This is a genomic window from Ruegeria sp. C2 (assembly GCF_056537765.1).
The window spans coordinates 1,839,951-1,865,724 of record NZ_JBQFRZ010000001.1; the positions used below are offsets into that span (position 1 = coordinate 1,839,951).

Sequence of the window (25,774 nt, forward strand, 5' to 3'; positions counted from 1 at the left end):
CCTCATGGGACGCATTCAACTCAAGTCCGTGACCAAAAGCTTCGGCGACGTACAGGTCATTCCCCCGCTGGACCTGACTATCGAGGATGGTGAGTTCACAGTCTTCGTCGGTCCATCCGGCTGCGGTAAATCCACCCTGCTACGCTTGATAGCAGGGCTGGAGGATATCACCTCGGGGTCAATCGACATTGACGGGTCCGACGCCACCGACGTGCCGCCCGCCAAGCGGGGTCTGGCGATGGTGTTCCAATCTTATGCGCTCTATCCGCATATGACCGTCCGCAAGAACATCGCCTTTCCCTTGCGGATGGCCAAGCTGGATCAGGCCGAGATCGATAAGCGCGTCGAAGGTGCCGCCAGCGTCCTGAACCTGACCGACTATCTGGATCGCCGTCCCGGCCAATTGTCCGGCGGCCAACGCCAGCGCGTCGCCATTGGCCGCGCCATTGTCCGCGAACCGGCAGCGTTTCTGTTTGACGAGCCGCTCTCCAACCTCGACGCTGCCCTGCGTGTCGGCATGCGGCTTGAGATCAGTGAATTGCACGAACGTCTGGCGACCACGATGATCTACGTGACTCACGATCAGGTTGAAGCCATGACCATGGCCGACAAGATCGTGGTGCTTCAAGCCGGTGTCATCGAGCAGGTTGGCAGCCCCCTGGAACTCTACCGGACGCCACGCAACCTGTTTGTCGCGGGTTTCATCGGCTCGCCCAAGATGAACTTCATCGAGGGCGAAGAGGCCGCGAAACACGGTGCCCATACCATTGGCATCCGCCCCGAGCACATCGCCGTTTCGGAAACCGAGGGCGAATGGTCCGGGGTTGTGAGCGTCTCTGAGCATCTAGGCTCGGACACCTTTTTCCACGTCCATGAAACCGGTCTGGCCGAGACAATCACTGTCCGTGCAGACGGCGAGGTCGGCTTCCGCCATGGGGATCGCATTCACCTGACACCGCGGGCAGATGTGATTCACCGCTTTGACACGAAAGGCTTGCGGATCGAATGACGCGTCTGGCAGGCAAAACCGCTCTGATCACCGGGGCCGCGCGCGGCATCGGGTTGGCCATTGCCAAGGCCTATGTGGCAGAGGGTGTGCGCGTTGCCATCGCCGACATCGACATCCAGCGCGCCCAGGATGCAACGGCCGAGATCGGCGAGGATGCGTTTGCCATCGAGATGGATGTGACCAAACAGCAGAGCATAGATGAGGCTGTGGCAAAAACAGCAGCCCATTTCGGCCCCATCGACATTCTGATCAATAACGCAGCCATCTTCACTGCTGCACCAATTGTTGAGATTGAGCGTGCCGACTTCGACCGTGTTTTCGATATTAACGTCTCAGGAGTTTTGTTCACAATGCAGGCCGTCGCGCGCCACATGATCGAACACGGTACCAAAGGTCGGATCATCAACATGGCGTCGCAAGCCGGGCGACGGGGTGAGCCTCTGGTTGCCGTGTACTGTGCCAGCAAGGCGGCGATCATATCCCTGACTCAATCCGCAGGCCTGAACCTGATCAGCCATGGGATCAACGTGAACGCCATCGCCCCCGGTGTGGTGGATGGCGAGCATTGGGATGGTGTTGACGCGTTCTTCGCCAAACAAGAAGGCAAAGCCCCCGGTCAAAAGAAACGCGAAGTTGCGGCGGCTGTTCCTTATGGCCGGATGGGGCGAGCCGAAGACCTGGCCGGAATGGCGGTGTTTTTGGCTTCTGACGAAGCAGAATACATCGTCGCGCAGACCTATAACGTAGACGGCGGAAATTGGATGAGCTGATGGACCCTGTGGCGAATGCAAAACCTCCGGTGTCTCTGCGGCGCGACAATTTTGACGGCTTGCCCACAAACGTCAAGACGCCAGCATATAAGCCTTCGGAGCTGACGCCGGGCATTGTTCATATCGGAGTCGGCAATTTTCACCGCGCGCATCAAGCCTGGTATATTCACCAATTGATGCAGCAGGGTCAGGCCCATGACTGGGCGATCATCGGCGCCGGTGTTCGAAGCTACGATGCCGACATGCGACAGCGTCTGCTAGAACAGGACTGCCTGACAACGTTGATCGAACTGGACCCGAATGGGATATCTGCCGAAGTGACCGGTCCGATGATCGACTACCTGCCGATTGGGGCAGGCAACGCCGCACTGATCCTGAAGATGGCCGATCCATCCACCCGGATTGTATCGCTGACGGTAACCGAGGGCGGGTATTATCTGGATGCCAATACCGGTGCCTTCAACTCGGATCATGAAGACATTCGCCATGATGCGAAAAACCCCGACCGGCCTTGCACGGTCTTTGGTGCCATTGTTTCGGCGCTCAGGTGGCGGCGTGAGAATGATCTAAAACCCTTCACCGCGCTAAGCTGCGATAACCTTCAGGGCAACGGGGGGATCCTCCGAAACTGCGTTGTTGATCTGGCGCGTATGTCCGACCCTGATCTGGCCAACTGGATCGACCAGAACGGCGCGTTCCCTAATTCGATGGTTGATTGCATCGTGCCCGCGACGACCGACCAAGTAGTAACGCAATGCCGCGCACTTGGCGTCGATGACCGCGCACCGGTTTCGCACGAGAACTTTCGTCAATGGGTGATTGAGGATGAGTTCTGCGCCGGACGGCCGCCGCTCGAACAGGTCGGTGTGACACTGACCCACGATGTTCACAGTTATGAGACAATGAAGCTGCGCATCTTGAACGGAGGCCATCAACTGCTCGCAAATGTCGGGGAAATTCTGAGCATCCCGACGATTTCAGACTGCATGCAGGATCCGGACATCCTTGCGTTTTTTGAGAAAGTTCAGGCTGAAGATATTTTGCCCCATGTCGAAGCCGTCCCCGAAACCACAGCAAAAGAGTATCTTGGACTAGTTGAGAGGCGATTTTCCAACACCGCGATTCACGACACGACGCGCCGGGTCGCGTTTGACGGTTCGGCACGTCATCCAGGGTTCCTGCTGCCATCGTTGCGCGATGGCCTCGCATCTGGGTCCCCGACGAACGGGCTCGCGCTGGCCGAAGCTTTCTGGTGCCGGATGTGCGCGGGCACTCGCGAAGATGGCTCCGAAATCGCCCCCAATGATCCTCAGTGGGAGAACTTGCAAAAAACCGCTCTGGCGTCAAAAGCCGATCCAGAGCTTTGGATCGAACAACGCCAGTATTATGGCGACTTTGGCCACGACACGCAATTTTCAGAAGCCTTTGTCACCTGGCTGACCACGATCTGGCGACGAGGTAGCCGAACAGCCATAGCCGACTATGTTGCCCGTGATTCAATGTTGTACTAGCCAAACGCAGCAATGCCAGACCGGTCGCGAAAAACACTTTTCAACTTGAGCACCTTGGCTTGACGAATCCGCAGTCAATTTGCAAAGCACAATTCTCTAAGGTTGGGTTCAACAACCACAGGCTCTCAGAAAGCGTCTAAAGTCTAGCTTGCCTCTGCGCATCCCGGATAAGAGCCGCAAGCCGGTAAAACCCATGCGCCATCTTGGTAAAGGGTGTCAGCAGGAAGAACGTCAGCACTGATCCAAGGTGAATTGCAAGAAGCACGGGCATCAGGGCTGTTGAGCCAAGGGCATAAAGCACCAACCCGCTGAAGCCCACAAAGCCCAGCAACAGGATGAAGCCGATATCGCCTCCCCATGCTGAAGGATCACCGAGTTCGCGGTCAGACTTTTGCTTGAGCAAAGCCATTGCGCCGCAACCCACGGTCAGCAACACACCGCCGGAAATGCCGAACAGTTTAGGTAAAGACCAGAATTCGTATGGCGCGTGCATTCCGAAACCATAGTGCATGACAGTCGCTATCGAAGTCGACGCAAAGCACAACAGGAAGCCATACATGATGGCCTGATGAATGTGGCGACGACCCTGGCTGAAGCGGTCTTCGTCCTCGAAATTACAGCCCTCGCCATGCCCTGCGGCCAGGTCCTGCATTTTTGCGGCGCGTTTGAAGGCGGCTGTCACGTCGCGAAACTGAATGGGTTTCCCGCCCACCTCAGTCCAATAGCGCCTTAGGCTGATCGCTATGCTAAACAGCGGCAATAAAAATGCGGGCGCAAAGATCGCGACCATCGCATTGTGGGATAAAACGGCGTAAAAGCCCTCCCCTCCGCTCGATCCAATGGCGCGAATAGCCCAGAACAGCAGGGCAAACCCAATCACAAGCGCCAAGGCTATGGCTCCGCCATGTGTGTGGAACCGACGCGCCAGAGGTTGCGGCCAGGCGAAGCTTTCCCAGCTGTCTCGGCGAACCTCGGCCAAAGCTTTTGGCAGGTTCAGGTCGAACTCGTGAGGTGCCGTGTACTGACAGGCATAGTAACAACCCCGGCAGTTGTGGCAGAGGTTGGCCAGTTGCGTGATGTCACCGTCCAAAAACGCGCGTTTGGCATGTAGTGACGGGAAGACCGAGCAATACCCCTCGCAATACCGGCAAGCGTTGCAAATTTCGGCCTGACGGCGGGCTTCTTGTATCAGTTCAGTTAGCATAGGCTGCGGCCTCACGTCCTGCGATGCGTCCAAAAACGGTTCCGATGGTCATGCCAAATCCTGCCAGATACCCCTGCCCTAATATCGACCCGGCCATGGTCTCGCCGGCCGCCCAAAGGTTCTTGATCTTTCCGTTGGCGGTCGAACATTGAGCCGTATCGTCGACCTTTATGCCCAGATAGGTGAAGGTCACACCGGTTCGCAGCGAGTAACCATAGAACGGCGGCTCGGTAATCGGGCGCGCCCAGTTGGTCTTGGGCGGGGTCAAACCCGAGGTGGTAACACCGTCCAATTCAGTCGGATGAAATCCACTGGTATCACCGCAGGCTGCGTTGAATTCAGTGACGGTAGCCTGCAGCTTGTCGGCGGGCAGACCCATCATTTCAGCCAGTTCTTCCAACGTGTCCGCCTTCAGCGGCGGGAAAACCGACGGCATGAACAGGTTCAGCGATTTGGCATCGATGATAACATAGCCAACCTGATCCGGCTGCGCAGCCACCAGACGGCCCCAGATCGCATAGCGTTTGGGCCAGACGTCTTCGCCCTCGTCATAGAACCGCTCGGCATCTTTGTTCACGACGATAGAGAACGGCACACAGTCCAGACGGGTGACAATGCCACCGTCAAATTTCGGCGCACGCCCATCGATGGCGACGGCGTGGCATTGGGTTGGGTCCCCGACGCTCTCGACGCCTTGGTCCAGAAGGTCGGCCAGCACCACGCCCCGATTATACGGCGTGCCCCGGATCAGGAAGTTCTTTGCAGGCTCACCCCAAGCGCGGGTCAGCCAATCCGTGTCGGCCTGAAACCCGCCCGAGGCCACGATGACCGCCTTGGGCGCAATGCGATGAGATTGACCTTCATAGGTATAGTCAATCCACTCGATCTGCTCGCCATTCAGTTCCAGATGCGTAACCGCAGCCTCATATAGCACATCAACGCCCAGAGTTGCGGCTGTCCGATAATACGCATTCACCAAAGACTTACCGCCTCCCATGAAGAAGGCATTGGTCCGCGCCAGCGATAGCGTCCCTGAAAGCGATGGTTGAAACCGTACCCCGTGCTCTTCCATCCACGGCAGACATTCTTCCGAGGTGCGGATCGCCAGACGCGCCAAATGTTCGTCGGTTTTACCTCCGGTGACTTTCAGCAGGTCCGACAGGTATTCGTCCTCTCTGTATTCCTCAATCAGCGGACCCAGCGGAGATTTGTGCATGCAGCGAAAATTGCGCGTGTGGCGCGAGTTACCGCCACGGTAAGGTTTCGGAGCCGTTTCGAGGATCAAAACGCGGGCCCCTGCCTCAGCGGCAGTCATCGCAGCGCAAAGAGCGGCGTTGCCGCCACCAATCACAGCGATATCGTAAGCTTCCTTTTGGGTGGCCATGTCCTGTCTACCTACTGATTTTCGTCGGTTGTTCGATCGCGTTCCTGTAACGCCCGGATGCGCATCCGTTGTGCGGCCTGAATATGCGCGCGCATCTCTGTTTCGGCCGCCGCACCATCTCGGGCTTTCAGCGCAGCCATGATGCGGCGGTGCTCAGAGACTGCCGTCTCAGCCCGGTCACCATCCAGCAGTTGCGATGGCCCCAGGATCAGCAGCGCCTTTTGCAAGGACAACATGGATTTCGCGAGAAACCGGTTCTTGGCTGCATCCAAAAGTGTTGCGTGGAAAATCCGGTTGATCCGAGCCGCATCCGGGCCTGTGCCCGCCTCGGCCAACCGATCATTCAACACGTCCAACTCATCCAGCTCGACATCCGACGCTGCCCTTGCAGCTAGGCGTGCTGCGGTACCTTCAAGCACAGCACGCATCTCATAAAGCTCCATCACCTCGGCGTAATCCAGGCTGCGAACGGTCGCGCCCTGCCGAGGAACATGGGTGACCAATCCGTCGGCCTCCAGTTGCCGGATCGCTTCGCGCACCGGGGTGCGGCTGACACCCAGCCGTTCCGACAACTCGATCTCGCGCAGACGTTCACCGGGCAGAAGGGTGCCCTCGCGAATCTCGTCCAGCAGGCGCTGATACGTAGAATTGCCTTGCGGGCCGGGCTGTAAAGGGTCGTCTTGGATAGTCATTACGGGCTCACTTGTCTTCTTGCGTCCATTTGCATACATTTGGATACACAACGAGTCAATATTGCCGGAACCCACGCCTTGCCCGCCCAGAACAAAACACCTTCTCTTCTGAAAAAACGGGCCGTTACGCTGGGTCTTGCACTTCTGGGCACCGGAGTTTTCTGGGCGCTCAATCTGCCGCTGCCCTTTCTGTTCGGCCCGATGAGCGCATGTTTGATTGCAGCCTTGGCTCATGCCCCTATGAAAGGATTCGGGCAGGTTTCGGTTGCGGCCCGCACCATACTGGGCGTGGCAGTAGGGGCTTCGATTACCCCGGCCCTGTTCGCAGAACTGCCAAAGATGGCAGCATCGATTGCGCTGATCCCGTTCTTCATTCTGCTGATTGCGCTGGTTGGAGTGCCATTCTTCCGCAAAGTCTGGGGCTTTGACTCCACCACTGCTTTCTACGCGGCCATGCCGGGTGGGTTGCAGGACATGATCATCTTCGGCACTGAGGCTGGCGCCAACCCGCGCACCCTGTCCCTGATCCATGGTACGCGCGTTCTGATCGTCGTGACGCTGGCCCCGCTGTTTCTGACGGTGTTTTACGATGCCCAGCTCACCAACCCGATCGGAGAGCCAGCCCGCGATCTGCCGATTTATGAATTGGCGCTGATGGTTCTGGCCGCCCTTGTCGGCTGGAAAGGCGGTGAGCGGATCGGCTTGTTCGGAGCGTCCATCCTCGGCCCGATGATCCTGACGGCTGCCTTATCCCTGGGGGACTTCATCCATACCCGACCGCCGCGCGAGGCCATTCTGGCAGCACAGTTCTTTATCGGCTGCGGGATCGGTGTGAAATTCGTCGGCGTCACATGGGTCGAATTGCGCCGGGTCGTGGCAGCAGGCTTCGCCTATGTCATTGTCCTTGCCATCCTGGCAGCCGCTTTTACCGCCGTTGTCACCACCTTGGGCTTCGGTCGCCCAGTCGAGGCTTTCCTAGCTTTCGCCCCCGGCGGACAAGCTGAAATGACAGTTCTGGCCATCGTCTCGGGTGCGGATCTGGGCTTTGTCATAACGCACCATCTGACAAGGATCGTGCTGGTGATTATCGGCGCGCCCATAGCGGCCAATCTTATTTTGCGCTGGTCCAGACCTCGGGATTGATCATGTGGATCGGGGCGCCGCCGCCAAAAGCGTCCACCTGATCGAAAATGTCTGAGAACTGTAGGTCGAACTCGTCTTCGGTCACAAAACCAATATGTGGCGTCGCAATCAGGTTTGGATGCGCCAGCAACGGGTCATTCGGGTCAGTCAACGGTTCAGTATCAAACACATCAATCGCTGCTTTTCCGGGGCGACCGGCGTTCAGAGCTTCCAGCAGGGCACCGGGTTGTATAAGCCCGGCACGCGAAGTGTTTACGAACAACGATCCCGGTTGCATCGCGGCGAAATCGGCTGGTGTGATAATTCCTTTGGTATCCGGTTTGAGGCGGACATGCACTGAAACCACATCGCTGTCACCAAAGAAAGCCTCTCGACTGGATGCAACATGCGCGCCATCGGCCGTGGCACGCGCGCAGCCATCGCTGGACGACCACCAGGTAACGTGCATTCCAAAGGCTTCTGCGTATCCAGCAACGGCGCGGGCTATGCGCCCATAACCGTAGAGGCCAAGCTGACGACCCCGCAATGTCTTACCCACTCCGGCTTGCCATTGTCCCGCCTTGGTCGAAGCCATCTGCGCAGGCAGATCCCGCATGCCAGACATTATCAAGGCCCAGGTAAGCTCGGCAGCGGCATAAGACGGCGTACCCCCGTGCATGTTCGAGCAAAGCAGCACGCCGTGATCGGAACAGGCTTGCACATCGACATGCGGATATACGCTGCGTTGGCTGATGAGTTTCAGATTGGGCAATTTCTCAAGCAAAGCGCGAGTGACTTTGGTGCGCTCCCGAAACAAGACCAACGCCTCTGCATCCTGTAAGCGAGAGGCCAATTCGCCAGTATCTTCGACATGATCCGTCCACACTGTTACGTCGTGTTCGGCGAGCTTCGCAAAACACGGCAGGCCGCGCAGCGTGTCAAACCAGTCATCCAGAATATGAACTTTCATCGGCTTTCAACACCTTGACCGGTTTCCAGTCGTCTCGGGGTCGGAACAAAGTGCGGGGCCTCAAGCGCGGCCAGTGCGTTTCGAACACGTTCGCGTTGGTCGAGCAAATGATTGAATTGTTCATCACAACCGGCGACAGGCGTCGGATATTCGGCAATGTCACGGCGCAAAACCGTTTGCGCCAGTTTGAGTTCCTGACGTGCGATTTCCAGGCATTCAAAATAGTCGTCCATCGCAGCACTCCTTTATGTATACCATAGTATACCAATTGAGCAATCCGTAATCAACTCCGCTTCCAGACGCTTTGCGGAACATAGACGTAGCCATCCGCCAGCTTGCGGGCCGTTCGCACCAAACCCGCCGCCTTCAGGTCAAACCCGTCCTCAGACGAGAAATCTACCAGCACGTCGATTTTCCCTGACGCGTGTTCCAGCACAACATCGGCCGGGCTGGTTTCCGGTCGCTCAAGCAACCCATCAGCAACGGTTCCCGGTGTCAGCGCGCAGGATGCCATGCATTGTGCACCAGTAACTGCCATCGAAGGGTGCGTCTTCCATGGCATGAAGTACCGAACGGAAATCGTCCCGCCATCGCGGGCAGGTGACACGATCCCGAACTTCGGCGTCACGGATTGAGAGACATCGCACATACCCATCAGCTTTCCCGCTTCGATCCGCACGGCCTCCAAGCGATCAAAAAACGCGCGGTTGGCATCCAGCTCTTCAGCACTTTCATACCCAGTCAAACCAAAATCTGAGGCACGGGCGATGGCCATCGGCATCGCAACGTCCATGCAGGTCAGCTCAATCCCCTGAACCGTGTCACGCAGATTGCCCGTGGGTAGAAAGACCCCGGTTGACGAGCCGACGACCCCCATGAATTTCAGTTGCACAGGCGCGGCACAACCGGGCACACCGGCAATCTCGGTATCTCCGTCATAGGTCAATCGGCCCTCGGGTGTTTGCACCTTGGCGACAACCCGTGCCTCCGTGTTGACGGCCAGAATTCGGATTTCCGTTTCGTCTCCGGCGGGTTCGATCAAACCCATTTCGATTGCGGCAGGTCCGACCCCGGACAGGATGTTCCCGCAGGTCGGCTTAAAATCCACCAGTTTTTCTTCGACCGAGACCTGAGCGAAGAAGTAATCGATATCTGCCCAATCATCTTCGCTGACCGACAGCATAGCGACTTTGGTCGTGACTGCAGCGCCACCCCCGATCCCATCGATGTTCAATGGATGACCAGCTCCGACCGCGGAGATCAGGACGTCAGCCAGAGTATCCAGATCCTCTGGCAGATCAGATCGACGAAAATACGGGCCGCGTGACGTGCCTCCACGCATGAAAACATACGGAATTGCCGTTTGAGTCATCTCAGGCCCTCCTCAACAATGCTTGTCAGAACTTCGGTGAATTCGCGGGTGCCGAGCGCGCCTTGCAGGTCTCGCGTTCGAGTTTCGGGTAACGCGAGTGCCGTGCACACGGACGCGCTGATCAGGTCAGCAGCATCCGTTTCTCCGAGATGCCGCAGCAGCATTTCGGAGGACAAAATCAGTGAGACCGGATTGGCCATGTCCTTGTCAGCGATATCAGGGGCAGAACCGTGCTGGGCTTGAGCGACAGCGTGACGAACACCAAAATTCAGGGACCCGGCCAGCCCCAGCCCCCCTGCCAGTTCAGAGGCCAGGTCACTTAGAATGTCGCCGAACATGTTTGTGGTGATCAAAACGTCGAAGCGCGAGGGATCGCGCACCAGATGCGCCGCCGCTGCGTCGACGAGCATTTCGTCATAAGTGACACCCGGAAATTCCTCGGCCACAGCTCTGGTGCAGTCGAGGAACAAGCCGTCCGTCATACGCATAACGTTGGCCTTGTGAATGACTGTCACGTGTTTGGCCGGGCGTGACACGGCCAGTTCAAATCCAGCCCGTGCGATATCCATGCTGGCCGAACGCGTCACCTTCCGAAAAGCCAGCGCGATATCGGGCTCGGGCATGAACTCTCCGCCCCCGGCGAACATGTTGCGATCAGCGTAGAACCCTTCGAGGTTTTCGCGCATCACAACCAGATCGAACGCCTTGCGGGACGGGGCATCCAATCCCGGCCAAGTTCTGGCCGGGCGGTAGTTGGCGAACAGCTCCAGTTCCTTACGTAGAACTCCTGATGGGTTGCGTCCGCCCTGATCGACAGGCGGATAGCTGTTGTGTGAAACTGGCCCGAGGATGACTCCATCAGCGCGCTTCGCGGCCTCAGTTACCGCGTGCGGGATCGTTGATCCTTCCGCCTTTAACGCAACAAATCCGATATCCTTATGTTCAAACCTGATTTCTCGCCTAAGGGACGGGCTGGCGGCACGAAGAACCGCCAGCGTTGCGGCCATGATCTCTGGCCCGATGCCGTCCCCTTCGAGGCACAGCAGCTCTAAATGATCGCTCATTTCAGCGGCCATGGCAGGCTCACCATGTCCTGCAACAGACCCGGTGGGAAATCCCGATTCAGCGCCCCCGCCATGAAGCACATGAAGCCGATTCCGCAAGCCGTCAGGATTAGCGTCATCTGCCAGCTTGAACCGGCACGAATGCGGAAGAAGGCGATCAGGAACCCGATCAGGGCGAGGATGAAGCCCACAACCCATGTGGCCGCGATAAGAGAGCCGAACCACGCCAAGGTCGACCAGAGGCCGTGGGGGGCGCTGGCATCTTCGCCGGCGATCTCCTTGTCGGCAAAGATCGCATCCCCCTCAGGTCGCCGCATCATCTGGATCAGCAAGATCACGCAGCAGAACAAAGAGACGCTGCCGATCACCAACGGGATGATCTTGTCGGTCATGTTGTAGTCGGGGATCATGTTGGCGTTGACCAATGCCACGATCAGATAGGCCATGAGCACCAGCAGGAAGACCAGCGGCGCGCGCTTGCCGCCGGATTGAACCTCACCCTCGGCCATGATCATCTTGGCCTGACGGATGCCCAGAATGACCGAAGCCACAGTGATCACGATCAGGACGATAACAATCGGGCTGAAGACATACTCCATCCCCTCGCCAAAGCTTTTGCGGAAGCGGAACGAGGCGATCTGGAATGCCTGGTTGGTGAACTTCTCAACCGGGTTCGACAGCACGAAGCCGATCAGGAAGGCCGGGCGTGACCAGTCGAAACGGCGCAAGAAGATGCCGATCAGGCCGATGACAAACAGGGCCAGCAGGTCTTCGAAGTTCTGACCAGACTGGAATGCCGCGAAGCTGATCAGCATGAACAGAAACGGCGCCAGATAGGTGAAGCGGATCGTCGTCAGTTTGGCGATGCCACCCGAGGCAGCGATGCACAGTATGGTGCCCACCACGTTGGCGAGAGCCAGCAGCCAGACAATCGAATAGGTGATGTCGAGATTATCCTTGAGCATGCTCGGACCGACCTCGATATCGCCGGATCCCAACAGTGCAACAGCGCCGATAAAGATCGCCATGGAACCCGAGCCGGGGATGCCGAACAACAGCGTTGGGACCAGCCCCCCGCCCTCTTTGGCGTTGTTCGAGCTTTCCGGCCCGATGACGCCCCGCACTTCGCCCTTGCCGAAGTTGCTTTTGTCTTTGGTCGATTGAACCGAATGACCATACGCGATCCAGTCAACAACCGAGCCACCAAGGCCGGGAATGACACCGACAACCACGCCAATGATAGAACAGCGGACCGATAACCAGATATTCGCGGCCCAGTCTTTGACACCATCCAGCCAACCGGCACCCAGCGAGGCCCCTTTGGCGATGGAACGATCCTGCCGCAGCAACGAGACGATTTCGGGAACGGCAAAGATGCCCAAGCCAACGATGACTAGCTTCAGCCCGTCCGTCAGATAGGGAATGTCGTAGGTCGCCATACGCAGCGAACCACCAGCATCTGCTTCGCCGATCGTTCCGACCATCAGGCCCAATCCAGCGGCGGCGACGCCCTTCAGCGGGATGCGTCCGGCGAGAATTGCAACCATCGACAGACCGAGGATGGTAATCATCAGCATTTCTGGCAGGCCGAACGCCAGAACGATGGGCCGCGCGACCAGTATGAACATGGTCAGGAACGTTGCGCCGACCAGACCGCCAAATAGCGATGAAGCGAAAGCGGCAGACAATGCCCGCGCGGCCTCACCCTTTTTCGCCATTGGGAAGCCGTCCAACACCGTAGCTTGCGAGGCTGAGCTTCCGGGGATTCCCATAAGAACCGATGCGAAGGTGTCAGAAGTCGGAACAACGGCGACCATCCCGATCATCAGGGCCAGACCAAGGATCGGGTCCATCCCGAACATGAAAGGCAGCAACAAGGACAGCCCGGCAATACCACCGAGGCCCGGGAAAACACCGACGGCAAGCCCCATGACGACACCGAGAATGAGATATCCCAGTACGATAGGTTGCAGGATCAGACCCCACGCGTCACTGAGCGCAGGAAGAGCGGTGGCGAAAACCTCCATAGCGGCCGCCTTTCATTCAATTTTTGCAGAGATCAATAAGCGCGTGCCCGTCGTCGCAGGCACGCGCTGTGAGTGGTAGCCTTAGTTCAGCTCGACACCGTAGGCGTCTTTGAGCCAGTTCAGAACATAGGCCTTGGCGTTGTCGTCGACGTTGGTCGCGGTTTGCAGCGCCGCCTTGGAACCGTCGCCCACAAATACCGGGTACTTACCAACGCGTTTGGACGAAATGTCAGCAAAGTCTCCACGCTCAGTCACAGCCTGGAACGCTGCTGTGTATGCGTCGACAACTTCCTGAGGTGTGTCGCCAGGCCGGAAGGCCAGCTTCTGAACCGGGAAACCTGCGACAAAGAACGCTTTCCAAGCGTCCCACGCCTCACCACTGGTTTCACAGCCATCCGTTGCTTCGCAAACTTCTTTGAAGGTCGGAATATCAGGGAAGGTCGGGTCACGAACGATGTTCCCATCCGCATCCAGCGCACCCCAGGTCATCATTGGAACAGCCTGACCGGCCTCGACCAACGGAGCCGAACCACCCAGATATCCGGACGAGGTCTGATAATCGATGTTGGCTTCTCCACGTTCGAACATCAGACGGCCATCGCCGCGACCCTTGATGCCAAAAACCGGCTCAACATTCATTCCCAGCATCTGCCATGCCAGCAGCGGCACAAGGTCAAGACGTGTCGCGCCCTGCGAACCGTAAATGAAGTTGGTGTCTTTCAGCGCATTTGCGGAGCCATCGAACTTGGCACCGTCCTCGGCGTTCAGATAGGCTACACCACCGGTCCCGGATGCCATGACCGGGATCCAGTCGTTGTATTCATAACGCACGCGCGGATCGCTCAGCAGATACGGGAACTGAGTCGAGCCCGAGGTGCCAAACAGCAGCGTGCCATCATCGTGGCTCTGCTCCTGAAACCAGTTCGCGCCCTTGGTCGAACCAGCACCCGGCATGAATTTCACGACCACCGTCGGTTGACCCGGCAGCGCTTCGGACAGAAGCGGTGCAAAGAAGTTGGCCCATTTGGCAGACCCGCCCGTTTCCGAGAACGGGATAACCCACTCGATGGTCTTGCCCGAGAAATCAACTTCGGCTGCGGCAGGTGCTGCGATACCGGCGGCGGCGATCAGCCCCACGACGGCACGACGAGTGAATTTGGAAATGGCCATTGGTTCCTCCCTGTTGACCAGACAACCACGTCGGCGCGCTCTGCGCCATCGTGATCGCAAATAGAACTGTGGGGTTGATTCCCCCTCCCATCTGGCAATCATGGAGCGCCAACCTTGCGTGAAACTTGCAGGAGACCCGATGCGGATCGTCATCGTCGAGGACAATGAAACCCTCGCCAACGCTATTGCCTACCGCCTGCGTGATCGCGGTCATGCCGCAGATGTGCTGACTGATGGCGATGAAGCGGCCCTTTACCTTCAGCAAGAAGGCGCGGACCTCATTGTTCTGGATATCAATCTACCGGGTCAGTCAGGGTTGGACATCTTGAAATCTCTGCGCAATCGGGGCGACGGAGTTCCTGTTATCCTGCTCACAGCGCGTGCCGAGACCAGCGACAGGGTTTCGGGTCTGGATATGGGCGCCGACGACTATCTGGTAAAGCCGTTCGAAATGGACGAGCTGGAGGCACGCATCCGGGCGCTGTCTCGCCGCAAACAGCTCGACTATGGCGCGCGTGAGACCATAGGCGAATTAGAATTCGACCGCGTTGCACGACAGGTCAGCGTAAATGGCGGAGTTCTGGATATTCCGCGCCGGGAAATGTCCGTGCTGGAATGTCTGCTGGAACGACGCGGAAGGATCGTTCCCAAAAGCCAGCTGACGGACCATGTTTATGGTGTGGGGGCTGACGTGGATGATTCAGCCGTTGAACCTCATGTATCGAGGCTACGAAAACGTCTCCAGGATTTTGGAATCAAGATAAAGACTGCGCGCGGTCTTGGGTATCTGCTTGAGGTCGAAAAGTGATTGGACACCGCTCGCTCAGGCAAAGGCTTTTCGTCCTCATTCTGACACCCCTAGTCCTGCTTGCAATCCTGCTTGGATATTGGCGATTTACTGTGGCCCAGCAAACGGCGCAGGAGTTGTTTGACGACAGCCTGCTATCCGCAGGCCTGGCGATTTCGCGAGATGTCACGATTTCTGAAGGCGATGCTCTGCTGCCCTCTACGCGGAACATGATCCGAGACGCCTCGGGAGGAGAGGTTTTTTATCATGTGACAGGACCCGGCGGGATTTATGTGACCGGCTATGCTTACCCTCCAACCAGTGCAAGACCTGAAGATCAAAACCCCTATGAGCCCTTCTTTTTTGAAGCGGTTTACCGGGGCGAACCTGTCCGCGTCCTCAGGATGACTGAACGGATCACTCTGGACAATCTTGTAGGGGATGCGACGGTTACGGCATGGCAACTCATGGCTGACCGCAACGCCTTCGCCAATGAATTGTCGATCCGCGCCATCATCCTCATGGGCATTCTTCTCGCCACACTGGCACTTGTTGTCTGGTTCGGCGTTGCACGTGGCCTTAGACCTTTGCTGGACCTGCAGTACGCAATCGACCTTCGTTCGCCGGATGATCTCAGTGAGATCAAACGCCCGGTTCCGGTCGAAGTGCATGGCATCGTCCAAACACTGAACCGACTGTTTGGGCAGGTCGAACACAGCATCAACGCCCATCAAGTGTTTATCTCAGAAGCCGCGCATCAGCTGCGAAATCCGGCAGCTGCAGTTCAGTCCATGGCCGAGGCGTTGCGTGACGCGAAAACGGATGGCGATAAAGAAGAGCGCATCGCAGAGCTTGTGACCGCGGCGAAAAACTCGGCAACTGTGGCCGAGCAATTGTTGTCGCTCGAACGGCTCAGACACCCGACGCATCTGGGTAAGGCAGATGAGTTTGATTTCCGATCAGTTGTCGAAGACTCCTGTGCGGAAATGGGTGTTCATATCCTCGCAAAGGGGATCGAATTCGAGGTCACCATGCCTGATGACGCGGTCTTGGTTTCAGGCGATCAGGTGTTTTTGGGCGAAGCGATCAAGAACCTGCTCGACAATTCCCTCAAGCATGGTGGGGAGGCGTTGAGCAGGATTTTAGTATTATTACAGCGTGATGATAGCACGGTGAGGCTGACGGTAGCCGATGACGGCGCCGGGCTTACACCCGACCAAAGCGAAGCGGCTTTCGGTCGATTTTCGCAGCTGGAACACTCACAGGGAAGTGGTCTTGGATTATCAATCGTCTCCGCCGTGGCGCAACGCCACGGAGGGCAGGTTTCGATCGACCCATCTGACAAAGGCGCAAGCCTTACGCTCACATTTCCGCAACAAGCAAGTAACCTTTAACGGCTGGTCGATAGGCAATACTCTCTCACCTTGACGACGTGTTGATTGGCTCCGGTGTGATAATGTTATGGGCGGCAGAGGGTTCAGTATGATCGACGTTGCATCTCGTGGAAATGATGACAGTCAACGACCTTAAACGTTTGCATAGAAGGGTAGTGCTCCAAGACGCGAGCAAGAAACCCGAATGCTCAGCCGTTTGCGTCGAGGAGAATCTGTTTTGAACGAAACGCGCGCTCAATCAACATTTGGGCCTTTTGAGTCTGCGCAACCGAGATAGCCTGGTCAAAGGCAGCATTCGCTGAATCGGTATCTCCTTGTGCAGCTCTGATTTCCCCTTTGATACGCAGCAACTCAGCCTCAGCCCAGTGTTCTCCTGTGATATCTTGTTCTCGCAATGCGCGAACCACTGTTTGTAGGGCCGCGCTGGGATCACCGGCCCTGAGTAGGGCTTTCGCGTGTTCAGCTAAATAAAGTGTTACCCAAAGCCAGCACCCTTTTGCGCGATATTCTTCCAAGGCCTTGTCCAATTGATGGACGGCGCCAGGCGCATCCGTCATGCAAGCCAGGACCGCGTCGTGAATGGCGACAAAATCCTTCCACAACGCCATGTCGTGCTCGTCAGAGACCCGACGCATTTCCTCGTTGATCTCGGTTGCACTTTCCAAGTCGCCATTCCAGATCGACAAGGTGACAGCGTGCAGACCTGCGTAACAGATTGTGTTGGCGTGTTTGAGCTCGCGGGCTCGAGCAAGGGCTTTGTCGCAGATCTGTTGTGCCGTGTTTTCGTCGCCGCACATCCACTGCGCAAGGAGCATATAGCACCAGATCTGCACACCTGGATCCTGGGCAAATTTCGTTGAAAAATCTACGATTTCGGCCGATTGATAGAGTTCATAAGCGATTTCTAGATCTTGAAGTGCTTCAGCAGATCGGCCCTTGGCGATGAGGGTCGCTGCCCGCATCCGGCGCGAGATCAGCTTAGGGATCGGGTCAGATTCGTTTGCCATGTCATCCACAAGCCTCGAAACCAGACCGAAAGCTTTATGCAGATCGTTGCCGATATAAGGCGCGATCCACGTCCCGTAGTAGATTGCAACTTTGAGTTCTGGGTCCGCAGTTGCTTCTATCCTTTCCAACGCCTGTGAGAATGCATTGCTGGCTTCGGTTGAGGCGTAGCCATCCTTGGCGATATGTACCTGAGCAAGTTGCACCAGAAGCGCCAGTTCCCGTTCGCGCCATTCCGGTTTGTCCAGCAAGCCTGCAACCAGAGTCAACGCATTTCGCAGATGATTTCCTGCTTCAACATAAGCTGGCCGAGCCTGAGCTTTTCTGGCAGCGTCGCCCCAGAGCGTAATAGCCTTTTCCGCCAACCCAGCCTCAGTCGCATGATGTGCGATCAACTCCGAGGGCGCGTTTGGGTCGGCCTCAAACAGATCCGTGAGCCTGTGGTGGATTTCCAAACGTCGACGCTTCAGCAAGCTTTCATAGGCTACATCCCGGACCAGCGCATGCTTGAAGACATAAGTCGCATCCGGAGGTAATCCCCGTCGAAACACGAGCTCGCTGCGTTCAAGCTGCGCCAGCGCATCGTCAAGCGCCAAATCATCGACCCGGGCGATTTTTGTCAAAGACGCACGGTCGAAACTCCGCCCGATGCAAGCCGCCATCTGGGCGATTTCCTTCACGGGTTGCAATCGGTCGATCCGGGCCATCAGGGAATCATGCAGAGTCGCCGGGATGGTCACCCGATCAATAGGACCGGCAAGTTGGAAGCTGTTTTCGGCTTCAATCAGGTCGCCGGATTCCAAAATGGTTTTCGTCAGTTCCTCGACAAACAAGGGAACGCCGTCGGTTCGGTGGATAATTTCTTTAATCAGTTCGTCGGGAAGGGTTTTCCCACCTGATATCTTTGCCAGAACAGCCTCGATCTGCTCAGACCCCAAACGATTTAGGGTAAGCTTGGATACGATTGGATGACCTCCGAACGCGTGCTGGAAAGTCGGTCTAGCGGTAATCAGGATCATCACCCGCTCGGTAGCAATTCGATCCAGACACGCCTCGAGCATCGCGAGCGTCGAGGCATCGCACCAATGTGCGTCCTCTACGACAAGGAGAACTGGCTTTTCCCGCGAAAGCGCCTGCAATTCTGTTGAGGTTTCTTCCATGATCCGAACTCTGAGTTGTTGTGGTGTCAGGTCAGGATTCTCGGCAGATGGACTAGTTTTTATCTGTAGGAGTTCAGCAATAATATTTGGGTCAGCGGCCCGGAGTTGCTGGCGAAGCTTTGCAATTTTCTTGCTGGCAGAGTCAGTTTCCAGATGGCCCATGGCATGTGAAAGCTGCCGGATAACAGGAAAGAAACTCGAATCCGTGTGGTAGGGCGAGCAGTGATAGTTCATCCGGAAGTGATCCTGCGTCGAGACCGCATCAATGACAGCACGCGTCAGTCTGGACTTGCCGATGCCTGCCTCACCGATCAGAACAGCGACTTGGCCTTCCCCGGAAATTGCGCGATGCCAGCGCTCCATGATCAGTCCCAGTTCATGGTTGCGCCCGATCATCGGCAGAACGGGATTAAGATCTTCGGTCTCGAACCGGCTTTCCAAGCTGCGCTCGGTTTCGATGCTCCACGCCGGAACTGGCAAGTCCAATCCCTTGATGTCGAAACGGCCTAACTCTTCTAACTCGAACGAGTCTTGGATCAATTGCTTCGTCGATTCTGGAACCAGAACCTGGCCCGGCTCAGCCAATGCCTGAAGACGCGCCGCAAGGTTTGGCGTGTCGCCAACAACGGTTTCTTCCCGTGATGCTCCTTCCCCTATGAGGTCGCCGACGACGACCATGCCGGTCGCTACTCCGGCCCGAACAGATAGTGCCTGTCCATCAGGCGAACGCAATTCGGCGACCGACCCGATAATTTCCAGCGCAGAGCGCGCAGCGCGTTTGGCGTCGTCTTCATGCGCCACCGGCCAACCAAAATAGCACAGGACACCGTCACCCATATACTTTGCTACATTCCCTTCGTAGCGGGTGATGATGCCGGCAACTGTATTTTGATAGCGCTTGATCACTTCGCTCATGTCTTCGGGATCCAACCGCGATGACATTGCTGTTGATCCGGCGAGATCTACGAACAGCGTCGTCAAATGGCGCCGCTCGGCTTCGCGCTTGATATCCGTTGCACTTGTCGCGTCAGACTGAGATTGATTTGGTTCACTTGCTTCGATAGCCGCCCGCAACCGCTTGCGTGAACCAAGTGAAAGGCCGATCTCACGCATGTCCTCATCCGTCAGGTCATATAGGACATCAAGATCGATCTCATTCTCGACCAGAACGGCTTCCAGATTAAGGAGCTTCCTTCGTGTCAGCCATTCAATGAGATCGGACATAGGGTAATCGGTCCTCTACGAGGGTTTGAGAACCGTAGTGTTCCCGATCAAGTCAGTTTGGGCAATGAGTATTCCTCAGACGACGATTTTGCTCAATTCGCTACAGAATAACGCCATATTTGGCTTGTGGACATAAGAGTAGGGCGCCAACTAAGCTGGCATGGGATCTGGAGATGGGAAGGCAGAGATGCGACTGAACAAAATTGCGTTCGAAAAAATGACCGAGGCTTACACTGCGGCATGGAACTCCGGAAATCCCGAGGCAGTCGCCGATCACTATGCTCCTGACAAGGGTATCACGATCAACCGAGGGGAAAACCAATTTGGGCGCGACGCGATAATTGCCATGGCGGGTGGCTTCATGTCTTCATTTCCCAATTTGAAACTTACAAGGGATTTTGTTCGTTTTGCCGGAGATCATGCCATCTTTGGTTGGACCCTTGAAGGGCATCATTCGGATACGGGTAACCTCGTCAAGGCCAGCGGTTGGGAAGAATGGGAACTGGACGATAACTGTCGTATAACCAATTCACTAGGCTGGTTTGATGCCATGGATTACGAACGACAAGTCGCTGGTCAAGTGCCATGATACTCCTCGAATATTGACCCATGCGGAGAATAATTGAACTCGCATGGAGCAAGTACGAGTTGCGATCCTCGTGAAGTTGCGAATGCGACAAATGACAGCAGAGTGTGTAAGCCGCTATGACGCGTTTTCTGGAACTCCCAATGTTCGCAAATCATCTAACCAGCGATTGTGGAACTCGTTGTCGGTGAACGGAGCAGCTTTCGCCTCTTCAATGTCGTAGTCGGGATTGTCTACTAGGAATTCGCCCATCATGGTGCGGGCTTCGTCATCCCGCCCCAACCGCAGCAAGATCGGTGCAAGGGTACGTCTGAGGCGATCCGGGACCCCGTTCATCTTCTCGATTGAAGCCAGCGCTCCTTCGTAGTCCTCCGCGAAGTACTGAGCCCAACCCAGATTCCACAGATACCAATCTGGATGATGTGGATTGAGACGCATGGCAGCCTTCATCCGGTCAACGGCTTCATCTGCCCTTCCACTATAGATCAAAGGATCAATTGAATCGGCGAGTACCTGAGCGGAGTTCGGGTTTAAAGCAATCGCTTTCTCGTAAAGTGATGCGGCCTTCTCAAGATCGCCACTTTGCACTGTTATACTTGCCAGAACCTGATGAGCTTTGAAATTGAATGGCTCCAGTTTTATCGCTTTTCTGGCCATTTCAAACGCGAGAGCCAGGGATTCTTCACGAGATGTGATTTCAGTCCACCCCCAGCGATAACCGAAGTTATGTGCCCAAGCGAGTTCGATATACGCGCTTGCGAAATTCGGATCGAGTGCGATTGCTTTTGCGCTCAATTCCATCGCAAGAATGTTGCCTTCTTTTGTGAATGTGAACGACTGTTCCTGCGCGCGCTTAAACAGCTCGTAAGCACTCAAATTGTCAGTGGGTTGGTGTTCCAGCCGGTCATACTCGGCCAGGTCGATGTTTTCATTGAGAGTCAGGGCGATCGTTCGTGTGACTTCGTCTTGGACCGCAAAAATGTCCTGAAGATCGCGGTCGTAATTTTCTGCCCAAAGATGTTTGCCGTTTGTCGCGTCTATCAATTGCGCTGTGACCCGCAATTTGTCTCCAGATATTTGGACACTGCCCTCGACGACGTAGCGAACCCCCAATTCCTCGGCCACCTGTTGTACCTTTACCGGTTGGTCCTTGTAGGTAAACGTCGAATTGCGGGAGATCACGAAGAAGTCGACAAATCGGGAGAGCGCAGTGATGATGTTTTCGCTGAAGCTGTCGCTGAGATAATCATGTTCCGGATCGCTGTTCAAATTGTCGAACGCCAATACGGCGATGGACGGTTTGCCGGTTAGCGGGACAGCGGTGGCATCGGGCGATGAGTTCGAAGCGCTCAAAGCCTGCCACAAGACCGTCCCCCCGACCACAACTGCCACCGCGATTGCGACAGCGACCAACCTTGTTCGACGTGCGGGTGCTGCGGGTTGGGCAATAGTGGAAACGAGATCCTTTGCTTTGTCATCAAGCAAAAGGCTGAAAACACGAATGGGTTCTTCGATGTTCTTGACCTCGTGCAATCCAAGATCTTCGATGTTGAGGTCGAGTTTGTCTTTTATCTGATCATATACGCTGGCCGCCATGTAGATGCCATCGGGCATCGCCAAACCCTCCAGGCGCGACGCGATGTTTACTCCGTCCCCGTAAATGTCATCGTTCTCCACAACGATGTCGCCGACGTTGATCCCAATTCGGTAGTGTATCTGGTTCTTTTCCGGAACGTCCTTGTTGTTCAATCCGATGTAATGTTGAAACTCGATCGAGCATTGCACCGCTTCAACGGCGCTGGCAAATTCGATAAGAAGACCATCGCCCATCAATTTGACGATGCGCCCTTTTCGGGCTGAAACGATAGGTTCTATCAGATCTTCGCGATGCGCCTTTATGGCCGTCAGAGTGCGCGCTTCATTCTCCCGAATGAGGCGGCTGTAACCTACCACGTCTGCAGCAAGTATCGCCGTGAGGCGTCGTTCCAATGCCCAACCTCCCTAGCTCAACCAACAGGTTAGCCAAAAAGGCGAATCCAATCCAGATACAAGGTGACGCGTGATATTTCGCCAGCGAAAGAAGCCATCGTAGATGTGATCAGGAAAGGATAGCTTGTAGCGCTTTTTGTGAGTCCGACGCTCCATTAGCTTTGCCTGTGCAGCGAATGTCGGAAAAGCGGACTGCAATCGCAATGTTTCGATCCATTGGCCAATGGCAGGAAGGGGCCGTCTTCAACCCAACCGTTTCTTGAACCTCAGAGTTGCCGCCAACAACCCGACTACCGCGAATCCGATCATCCAGAGGATTCCCCAGCGCAACTCGTAGAGCGAGGCATCTCGTAGGACCACGCCGCGGATCATATCCATAAAGTGCGTCGCGGGAAGAATTTGAGCAATCGTCTGGACCGGTTTAGGCATGCCGTCGAAGGGGAACATGAAGCCGGACATCAGGATCGATGGCAGCAGGACAAAGATAGTCATCTGCATCGACTGAAGTTGGTTCTGGGCGAGTGTCGAGATTACGAGCCCAAGTGACAGGCTGGCAATGATAAACAGCAACGTCACCACCAACAAAATGCCCAGCCCACCATTGATCGGGACATCGAACAGAACATGCCCGAGACCGAGAATGATTGTGACCTGTATGAGACCCAGAAAGATGTAAGGGATGATCTTACCGACCATTAGCTCGATCGAACGGATTGGGGTGTTGATCAGCATCTCCATATTCCCGCGCTCGCGTTCGCGGACGACAGCGGCCGAGGTGAACAGGATCATCGTCATGGTCAGGATCACGCCGACAAGACCTGGCACGATATTGACTGCTGATCGCTGTTCAGGGTTGAAGTAAAGCGTCACCTCGAAGGTAGGCACCTGCCGGTTTGGTGGTTGTTTCAGCAGTTCTGTCAAAGGCATCGTGCGCAGGGATTTGATTGCGCTGGCCACCATCGTGTCCGAGCCATCGACGATCCAATGGGCAACCGGTCGGCTGCTGGTCTTGTCCGTTGCGTTGGGCAGGCCCAGCCCGACAGACGGGCTTCGGGCAAGGCGTTGGCTGACGTCTGATGGGATGATAAGCGCGGCGCGCACGCGGGATTCAGTGATCGCGCGCTCGGCTTCTTGCGAGGTTGTTAGATGTTCGGTGATGGTTACGACCTGCGTGGCCTGAACGATCTGCGCCAATGTTCGGGACAACTCGGTTCCGGACCTGTCCACCAGTGCGACAGGCACATGGCGCAGGTTGGTGTTGATCGCATAGCCAAACAGCAGCAGTTGGATCAGGGGGATCATGATCACCATGGCAAAGGTCATCCGATCCCGCCGCAATTGTAACAGTTCTTTCTTCAGTACAGCAGCGATGCGGCGTGGCGAGATCACTGTTTTGGCCCCCGTGTGGCGCTGACGAACACGTCTTCCAGATTTGGTCGCTGCGGGGTCAGGGACAGGTCGGGAAACGCAGCAAGTTGGACGCGCAACATGTCCACCGGCTGAGGTTTGGATTTATCCACCAGCACACGCAGCCGCGATCCGACTTGCGCGGTCGACAGGATCATGGGCTGGACGTCCAACGCGTGTTTGACCTTGCGCAGGTCCGGGCCTTCAACTTCGACAACATCGGCCTGCAGATCATCCATCAACTCACGCGGAGAGCCGTCCGCCTTCTTCACCCCGTGTTGCAAGATCGCCAACCGGTGGCAGCGTTCGGCCTCGTCCATGAAATGGGTCGAGACGATCATCGTCGCGCCCTGATCGACCAGATCGAACAGCTGTTCCCAGAAAGTGCGTCGGGTTTCGGGGTCAACGGCCGAGGTCGGTTCATCCAGAAACAACAGTTTTGGTCGGTGCATGACGGTCGCTGCAAGGGCGAGTTTTTGTCTTTGCCCGCCGCTCATGCTGCCGCTGAGCTGATCAATGTTGGTTGTCAGGTCATAGGTGTGCAGCAGTTCTTCAATCCGGTACTTGGCCGACTTCACTGGAATGCCATAAATTTCTGCCGCGAACCGAAGGTTCTCCAGCACTGTCAGATCGCGGTAATACGAGAAGATCTGGGTCATGTACCCGATCTCATTTTTTAACGGCTCAGCCGCTTCGGGCATTGATCGGCCCAAAACCGAAATTGCCCCGCTGCTGGGGGTCAGTAGGCCGGTCAGCATGCGCATGGTAGTTGTCTTGCCGCAGCCGTTGGGGCCGAGAAACCCGTATATCTGGCCCGTTCGGATTTCGAGGTCCAGATTGTTGACTGCGGTGTTTTCCCCAAACCGACGGGTCAGACCCTGCGTCGAGACGACGATATCACTCATGGCATGGGGACCTGCACTGGCACTCCGGCGGGCAGGTCGGGTGTTGCAGTGGGCAAGTCAATCTCGGCCAAATAGACAAGGCGCGTGCGGTCGTCCTTGTTCAATCCGTAATAGGGGGTGAAGGACGCGTCGTCGCTGATCCAGCGGATCACGCCGTCCAGCGGATCGGCCAGCCCGTCAATGCGTACTTCCAGCGTGTCGCCGGGTTTCAGATTGACGCGATGCGGCTCGGGCACATAGACGCGCGCGTAAGGCGTCTGGCCCGTGACCATCACGGCAACCGGGCTGCCGGATGTTACCCGCTCGCCCAAATTCCACGGCAGAGAATCCAGCACGCCGTCGCGGGTGGCCGTAACCGTCAAGTCGTCCAGAACTGTTTGCTCGGCGGAAACCAACGCTTCGGCGGCCCGTACGTTGGCTTCGGCAACCGCCAGGTCTTCGGGTCTGGTGCCGTTCTGCAACTCTTTAAGCGATTCCTGAGCGCTGGCCAGTTCAGCTCGCGCGGAATCGCGCAGGGCCAGATCATTTGCTACCTGTGCTTCGGTCACGACCGAGTTTTCGACCAGTCTGGCGTTTCGGTCATAGATGGCTTCGGCATCGGCAAGGCGTGCAACAGCGCCCGCGACTTTGGCCTCGGCTATCGCAATCTCCTCCTCTCGCGGCCCCACCTGCAGCTTCAGAAGCGTGGCCTGCGCCTTTTCCAGTTCAGCCTGCGCCAGCGCCAGTTTTGAGCTTTGCAATGTTGGATCAAGCTGAACCAGCGTGTCGCCTGCCTTGACCACGGCACCTTCGGCAATAGGCAAATCGACGACGATTTCGCTGGCTGTCGCGGTCAAGGCCACCCGGTCGCGCGCCAATACGCCCAAAGCGACGCTGGTATCAGACCCGGAGCACCGGTCCAGAAAGGCAGGCAGTACAGCCGCCAGAATCAAAGGGATGGGGGTCGTCAGATTCAACAGGGTTTCCCTCCGGTGTTTGGCCTTTGAACGTATTGGGTGATAGTTAAAGCATAAAATCAGGAA

21 protein-coding genes are annotated in these 25,774 nt (G+C 56.5%); 7 read left to right on the forward strand and 14 right to left on the reverse strand.

Features of this window, described 5'->3' with window-relative positions:
* The first annotated feature begins 4 nt into the window (after positions 1-4).
* The 3 genes from ACR0IV_RS09270 to ACR0IV_RS09280 are packed head-to-tail and all read left to right on the forward strand — an operon-like array spanning position 5 to position 3,290.
* The gene (locus tag ACR0IV_RS09270; protein WP_480468929.1) at positions 5-1,009 is read left to right on the forward strand and encodes an ABC transporter ATP-binding protein; all 1,005 of its coding nucleotides are present in this window, start codon (positions 5-7) and stop codon (positions 1,007-1,009) included.
* Positions 1,006-1,779, forward strand: coding sequence for an L-iditol 2-dehydrogenase (locus ACR0IV_RS09275; RefSeq protein ID WP_480656930.1), 774 nt, complete (start codon positions 1,006-1,008; stop codon positions 1,777-1,779). The genes ACR0IV_RS09270 and ACR0IV_RS09275 overlap by 4 nt, the downstream gene beginning before the upstream one ends.
* Positions 1,779-3,290 carry a mannitol dehydrogenase family protein gene (locus tag ACR0IV_RS09280; protein WP_480656929.1) on the forward strand — a complete coding sequence of 504 codons (1,512 nt, stop codon included), beginning with the start codon at positions 1,779-1,781 and terminating at the stop codon, positions 3,288-3,290. The genes ACR0IV_RS09275 and ACR0IV_RS09280 overlap by 1 nt, the downstream gene beginning before the upstream one ends.
* Before the next feature lie 136 nt (positions 3,291-3,426).
* Here the strand turns inward: ACR0IV_RS09280 and tcuB are convergent, their stop codons facing one another.
* The 3 genes from tcuB to ACR0IV_RS09295 are packed head-to-tail and all read right to left on the reverse strand — an operon-like array spanning position 3,427 to position 6,570.
* Positions 3,427-4,494: a tricarballylate utilization 4Fe-4S protein TcuB gene (tcuB, locus tag ACR0IV_RS09285; protein ID WP_480656928.1), complete on the reverse strand. Its 1,068-nt coding sequence runs from the start codon at positions 4,492-4,494 to the stop codon at positions 3,427-3,429.
* Entirely contained in the window at positions 4,484-5,878 is a 1,395-nt protein-coding gene (tcuA, locus tag ACR0IV_RS09290) for an FAD-dependent tricarballylate dehydrogenase TcuA (RefSeq protein WP_480656927.1), read from the reverse strand. The genes tcuB and tcuA overlap by 11 nt, the downstream gene beginning before the upstream one ends.
* A gap of 11 nt (positions 5,879-5,889) precedes the next feature.
* On the reverse strand, positions 5,890-6,570 hold the full coding sequence (locus ACR0IV_RS09295; RefSeq protein ID WP_480656926.1) for a GntR family transcriptional regulator: 681 nt from the start codon (positions 6,568-6,570) through the stop codon (positions 5,890-5,892).
* A gap of 78 nt (positions 6,571-6,648) precedes the next feature.
* Here ACR0IV_RS09295 and ACR0IV_RS09300 point away from each other — a divergent pair, with 78 nt between their 5' ends.
* Positions 6,649-7,713: an AbrB family transcriptional regulator gene (locus ACR0IV_RS09300; RefSeq protein WP_480692675.1), complete on the forward strand. Its 1,065-nt coding sequence runs from the start codon at positions 6,649-6,651 to the stop codon at positions 7,711-7,713.
* On the opposite strand, the gene ACR0IV_RS09305 is transcribed toward ACR0IV_RS09300, so the two are convergent.
* The 6 genes from ACR0IV_RS09305 to ACR0IV_RS09330 all read right to left on the reverse strand — a co-directional run bounded on the left by ACR0IV_RS09305 (position 7,682) and on the right by ACR0IV_RS09330 (position 14,295).
* A complete protein-coding gene (locus tag ACR0IV_RS09305) occupies positions 7,682-8,662 on the reverse strand; it encodes a D-2-hydroxyacid dehydrogenase family protein (protein WP_480656925.1) in 981 nt (326 codons plus the stop codon). The genes ACR0IV_RS09300 and ACR0IV_RS09305 overlap by 32 nt on opposite strands.
* Complete coding sequence (locus tag ACR0IV_RS09310) at positions 8,659-8,895, reverse strand: hypothetical protein (protein WP_480656924.1); 237 nt, start codon at positions 8,893-8,895, stop codon at positions 8,659-8,661. The genes ACR0IV_RS09305 and ACR0IV_RS09310 overlap by 4 nt, the downstream gene beginning before the upstream one ends.
* Before the next feature lie 50 nt (positions 8,896-8,945).
* Positions 8,946-10,034 carry a 4-oxalomesaconate tautomerase gene (locus ACR0IV_RS09315; protein WP_480656923.1) on the reverse strand — a complete coding sequence of 363 codons (1,089 nt, stop codon included), beginning with the start codon at positions 10,032-10,034 and terminating at the stop codon, positions 8,946-8,948.
* Positions 10,031-11,098 (reverse strand): isocitrate/isopropylmalate dehydrogenase family protein, encoded by a 1,068-nt coding sequence (locus tag ACR0IV_RS09320; protein ID WP_480656922.1) that lies wholly within the window; start codon positions 11,096-11,098, stop codon positions 10,031-10,033. The genes ACR0IV_RS09315 and ACR0IV_RS09320 overlap by 4 nt, the downstream gene beginning before the upstream one ends.
* Positions 11,095-13,125: a tripartite tricarboxylate transporter permease gene (locus ACR0IV_RS09325; RefSeq protein ID WP_480656921.1), complete on the reverse strand. Its 2,031-nt coding sequence runs from the start codon at positions 13,123-13,125 to the stop codon at positions 11,095-11,097. Before ACR0IV_RS09325 ends, ACR0IV_RS09320 begins: the two co-directional genes overlap by 4 nt.
* 81 nt (positions 13,126-13,206) lie before the next feature.
* Positions 13,207-14,295: a tricarboxylate transporter gene (locus ACR0IV_RS09330; RefSeq protein WP_480656920.1), complete on the reverse strand. Its 1,089-nt coding sequence runs from the start codon at positions 14,293-14,295 to the stop codon at positions 13,207-13,209.
* Between the two features lie 139 nt (positions 14,296-14,434).
* Here ACR0IV_RS09330 and ACR0IV_RS09335 point away from each other — a divergent pair, with 139 nt between their 5' ends.
* Together ACR0IV_RS09335 and ACR0IV_RS09340 are read left to right on the forward strand one after the other, a co-directional pair.
* Entirely contained in the window at positions 14,435-15,103 is a 669-nt protein-coding gene (locus ACR0IV_RS09335; protein ID WP_480656919.1) for a response regulator transcription factor, read from the forward strand.
* The gene (locus tag ACR0IV_RS09340; RefSeq protein ID WP_480656918.1) at positions 15,100-16,476 is read left to right on the forward strand and encodes a sensor histidine kinase; all 1,377 of its coding nucleotides are present in this window, start codon (positions 15,100-15,102) and stop codon (positions 16,474-16,476) included. Before ACR0IV_RS09335 ends, ACR0IV_RS09340 begins: the two co-directional genes overlap by 4 nt.
* Positions 16,477-16,664: 188 nt before the next feature.
* Here the strand turns inward: ACR0IV_RS09340 and ACR0IV_RS09345 are convergent, their stop codons facing one another.
* Entirely contained in the window at positions 16,665-19,865 is a 3,201-nt protein-coding gene (locus ACR0IV_RS09345; RefSeq protein WP_480656917.1) for an ATP-binding protein, read from the reverse strand.
* A 187-nt stretch (positions 19,866-20,052) separates the two neighbouring features.
* On the opposite strand from ACR0IV_RS09345, the gene ACR0IV_RS09350 reads away from it, so the two are divergent.
* Positions 20,053-20,454 (forward strand): SgcJ/EcaC family oxidoreductase, encoded by a 402-nt coding sequence (locus ACR0IV_RS09350; RefSeq protein WP_480656916.1) that lies wholly within the window; start codon positions 20,053-20,055, stop codon positions 20,452-20,454.
* A 114-nt stretch (positions 20,455-20,568) separates the two neighbouring features.
* Here ACR0IV_RS09350 and ACR0IV_RS09355 read toward each other — a convergent pair whose 3' ends face one another.
* From ACR0IV_RS09355 to ACR0IV_RS09370, 4 genes are all read right to left on the reverse strand, one after another.
* Entirely contained in the window at positions 20,569-22,440 is a 1,872-nt protein-coding gene (locus ACR0IV_RS09355; RefSeq protein WP_480656915.1) for an adenylate/guanylate cyclase domain-containing protein, read from the reverse strand.
* Positions 22,441-22,683: 243 nt separating this feature from the next.
* Positions 22,684-23,829, reverse strand: coding sequence for an ABC transporter permease (locus ACR0IV_RS09360; protein WP_480656914.1), 1,146 nt, complete (start codon positions 23,827-23,829; stop codon positions 22,684-22,686).
* Complete coding sequence (locus ACR0IV_RS09365) at positions 23,826-24,752, reverse strand: ABC transporter ATP-binding protein (protein WP_480656913.1); 927 nt, start codon at positions 24,750-24,752, stop codon at positions 23,826-23,828. The genes ACR0IV_RS09360 and ACR0IV_RS09365 overlap by 4 nt, the downstream gene beginning before the upstream one ends.
* A complete protein-coding gene (locus tag ACR0IV_RS09370) occupies positions 24,749-25,708 on the reverse strand; it encodes an HlyD family secretion protein (protein ID WP_480503697.1) in 960 nt (319 codons plus the stop codon). Before ACR0IV_RS09370 ends, ACR0IV_RS09365 begins: the two co-directional genes overlap by 4 nt.
* Positions 25,709-25,774: the final 66 nt, after the last annotated feature.

What these genes read in the sequence shown, in the direction of transcription:
- ACR0IV_RS09270 (WP_480468929.1), top strand. Translation starts at nt 5, where the DNA reads ATGGGACGCATTCAACTCAAGTCCGTGACCAAAAGCTTCGGCGACGTA.
- ACR0IV_RS09275 (WP_480656930.1), top strand. Translation starts at nt 1,006, where the DNA reads ATGACGCGTCTGGCAGGCAAAACCGCTCTGATCACCGGGGCCGCGCGC.
- ACR0IV_RS09280 (WP_480656929.1), top strand. Translation starts at nt 1,779, where the DNA reads ATGGACCCTGTGGCGAATGCAAAACCTCCGGTGTCTCTGCGGCGCGAC.
- tcuB (WP_480656928.1), bottom strand. Translation starts at nt 4,494, where the DNA reads ATGCTAACTGAACTGATACAAGAAGCCCGCCGTCAGGCCGAAATTTGC.
- tcuA (WP_480656927.1), bottom strand. Translation starts at nt 5,878, where the DNA reads ATGGCCACCCAAAAGGAAGCTTACGATATCGCTGTGATTGGTGGCGGC.
- ACR0IV_RS09295 (WP_480656926.1), bottom strand. Translation starts at nt 6,570, where the DNA reads ATGACTATCCAAGACGACCCTTTACAGCCCGGCCCGCAAGGCAATTCT.
- ACR0IV_RS09305 (WP_480656925.1), bottom strand. Translation starts at nt 8,662, where the DNA reads ATGAAAGTTCATATTCTGGATGACTGGTTTGACACGCTGCGCGGCCTG.
- ACR0IV_RS09310 (WP_480656924.1), bottom strand. Translation starts at nt 8,895, where the DNA reads ATGGACGACTATTTTGAATGCCTGGAAATCGCACGTCAGGAACTCAAA.
- ACR0IV_RS09315 (WP_480656923.1), bottom strand. Translation starts at nt 10,034, where the DNA reads ATGACTCAAACGGCAATTCCGTATGTTTTCATGCGTGGAGGCACGTCA.
- ACR0IV_RS09320 (WP_480656922.1), bottom strand. Translation starts at nt 11,098, where the DNA reads ATGAGCGATCATTTAGAGCTGCTGTGCCTCGAAGGGGACGGCATCGGG.
- ACR0IV_RS09325 (WP_480656921.1), bottom strand. Translation starts at nt 13,125, where the DNA reads ATGGAGGTTTTCGCCACCGCTCTTCCTGCGCTCAGTGACGCGTGGGGT.
- ACR0IV_RS09330 (WP_480656920.1), bottom strand. Translation starts at nt 14,295, where the DNA reads ATGGCCATTTCCAAATTCACTCGTCGTGCCGTCGTGGGGCTGATCGCC.
- ACR0IV_RS09335 (WP_480656919.1), top strand. Translation starts at nt 14,435, where the DNA reads ATGCGGATCGTCATCGTCGAGGACAATGAAACCCTCGCCAACGCTATT.
- ACR0IV_RS09345 (WP_480656917.1), bottom strand. Translation starts at nt 19,865, where the DNA reads ATGTCCGATCTCATTGAATGGCTGACACGAAGGAAGCTCCTTAATCTG.
- ACR0IV_RS09350 (WP_480656916.1), top strand. Translation starts at nt 20,053, where the DNA reads ATGCGACTGAACAAAATTGCGTTCGAAAAAATGACCGAGGCTTACACT.
- ACR0IV_RS09365 (WP_480656913.1), bottom strand. Translation starts at nt 24,752, where the DNA reads ATGAGTGATATCGTCGTCTCGACGCAGGGTCTGACCCGTCGGTTTGGG.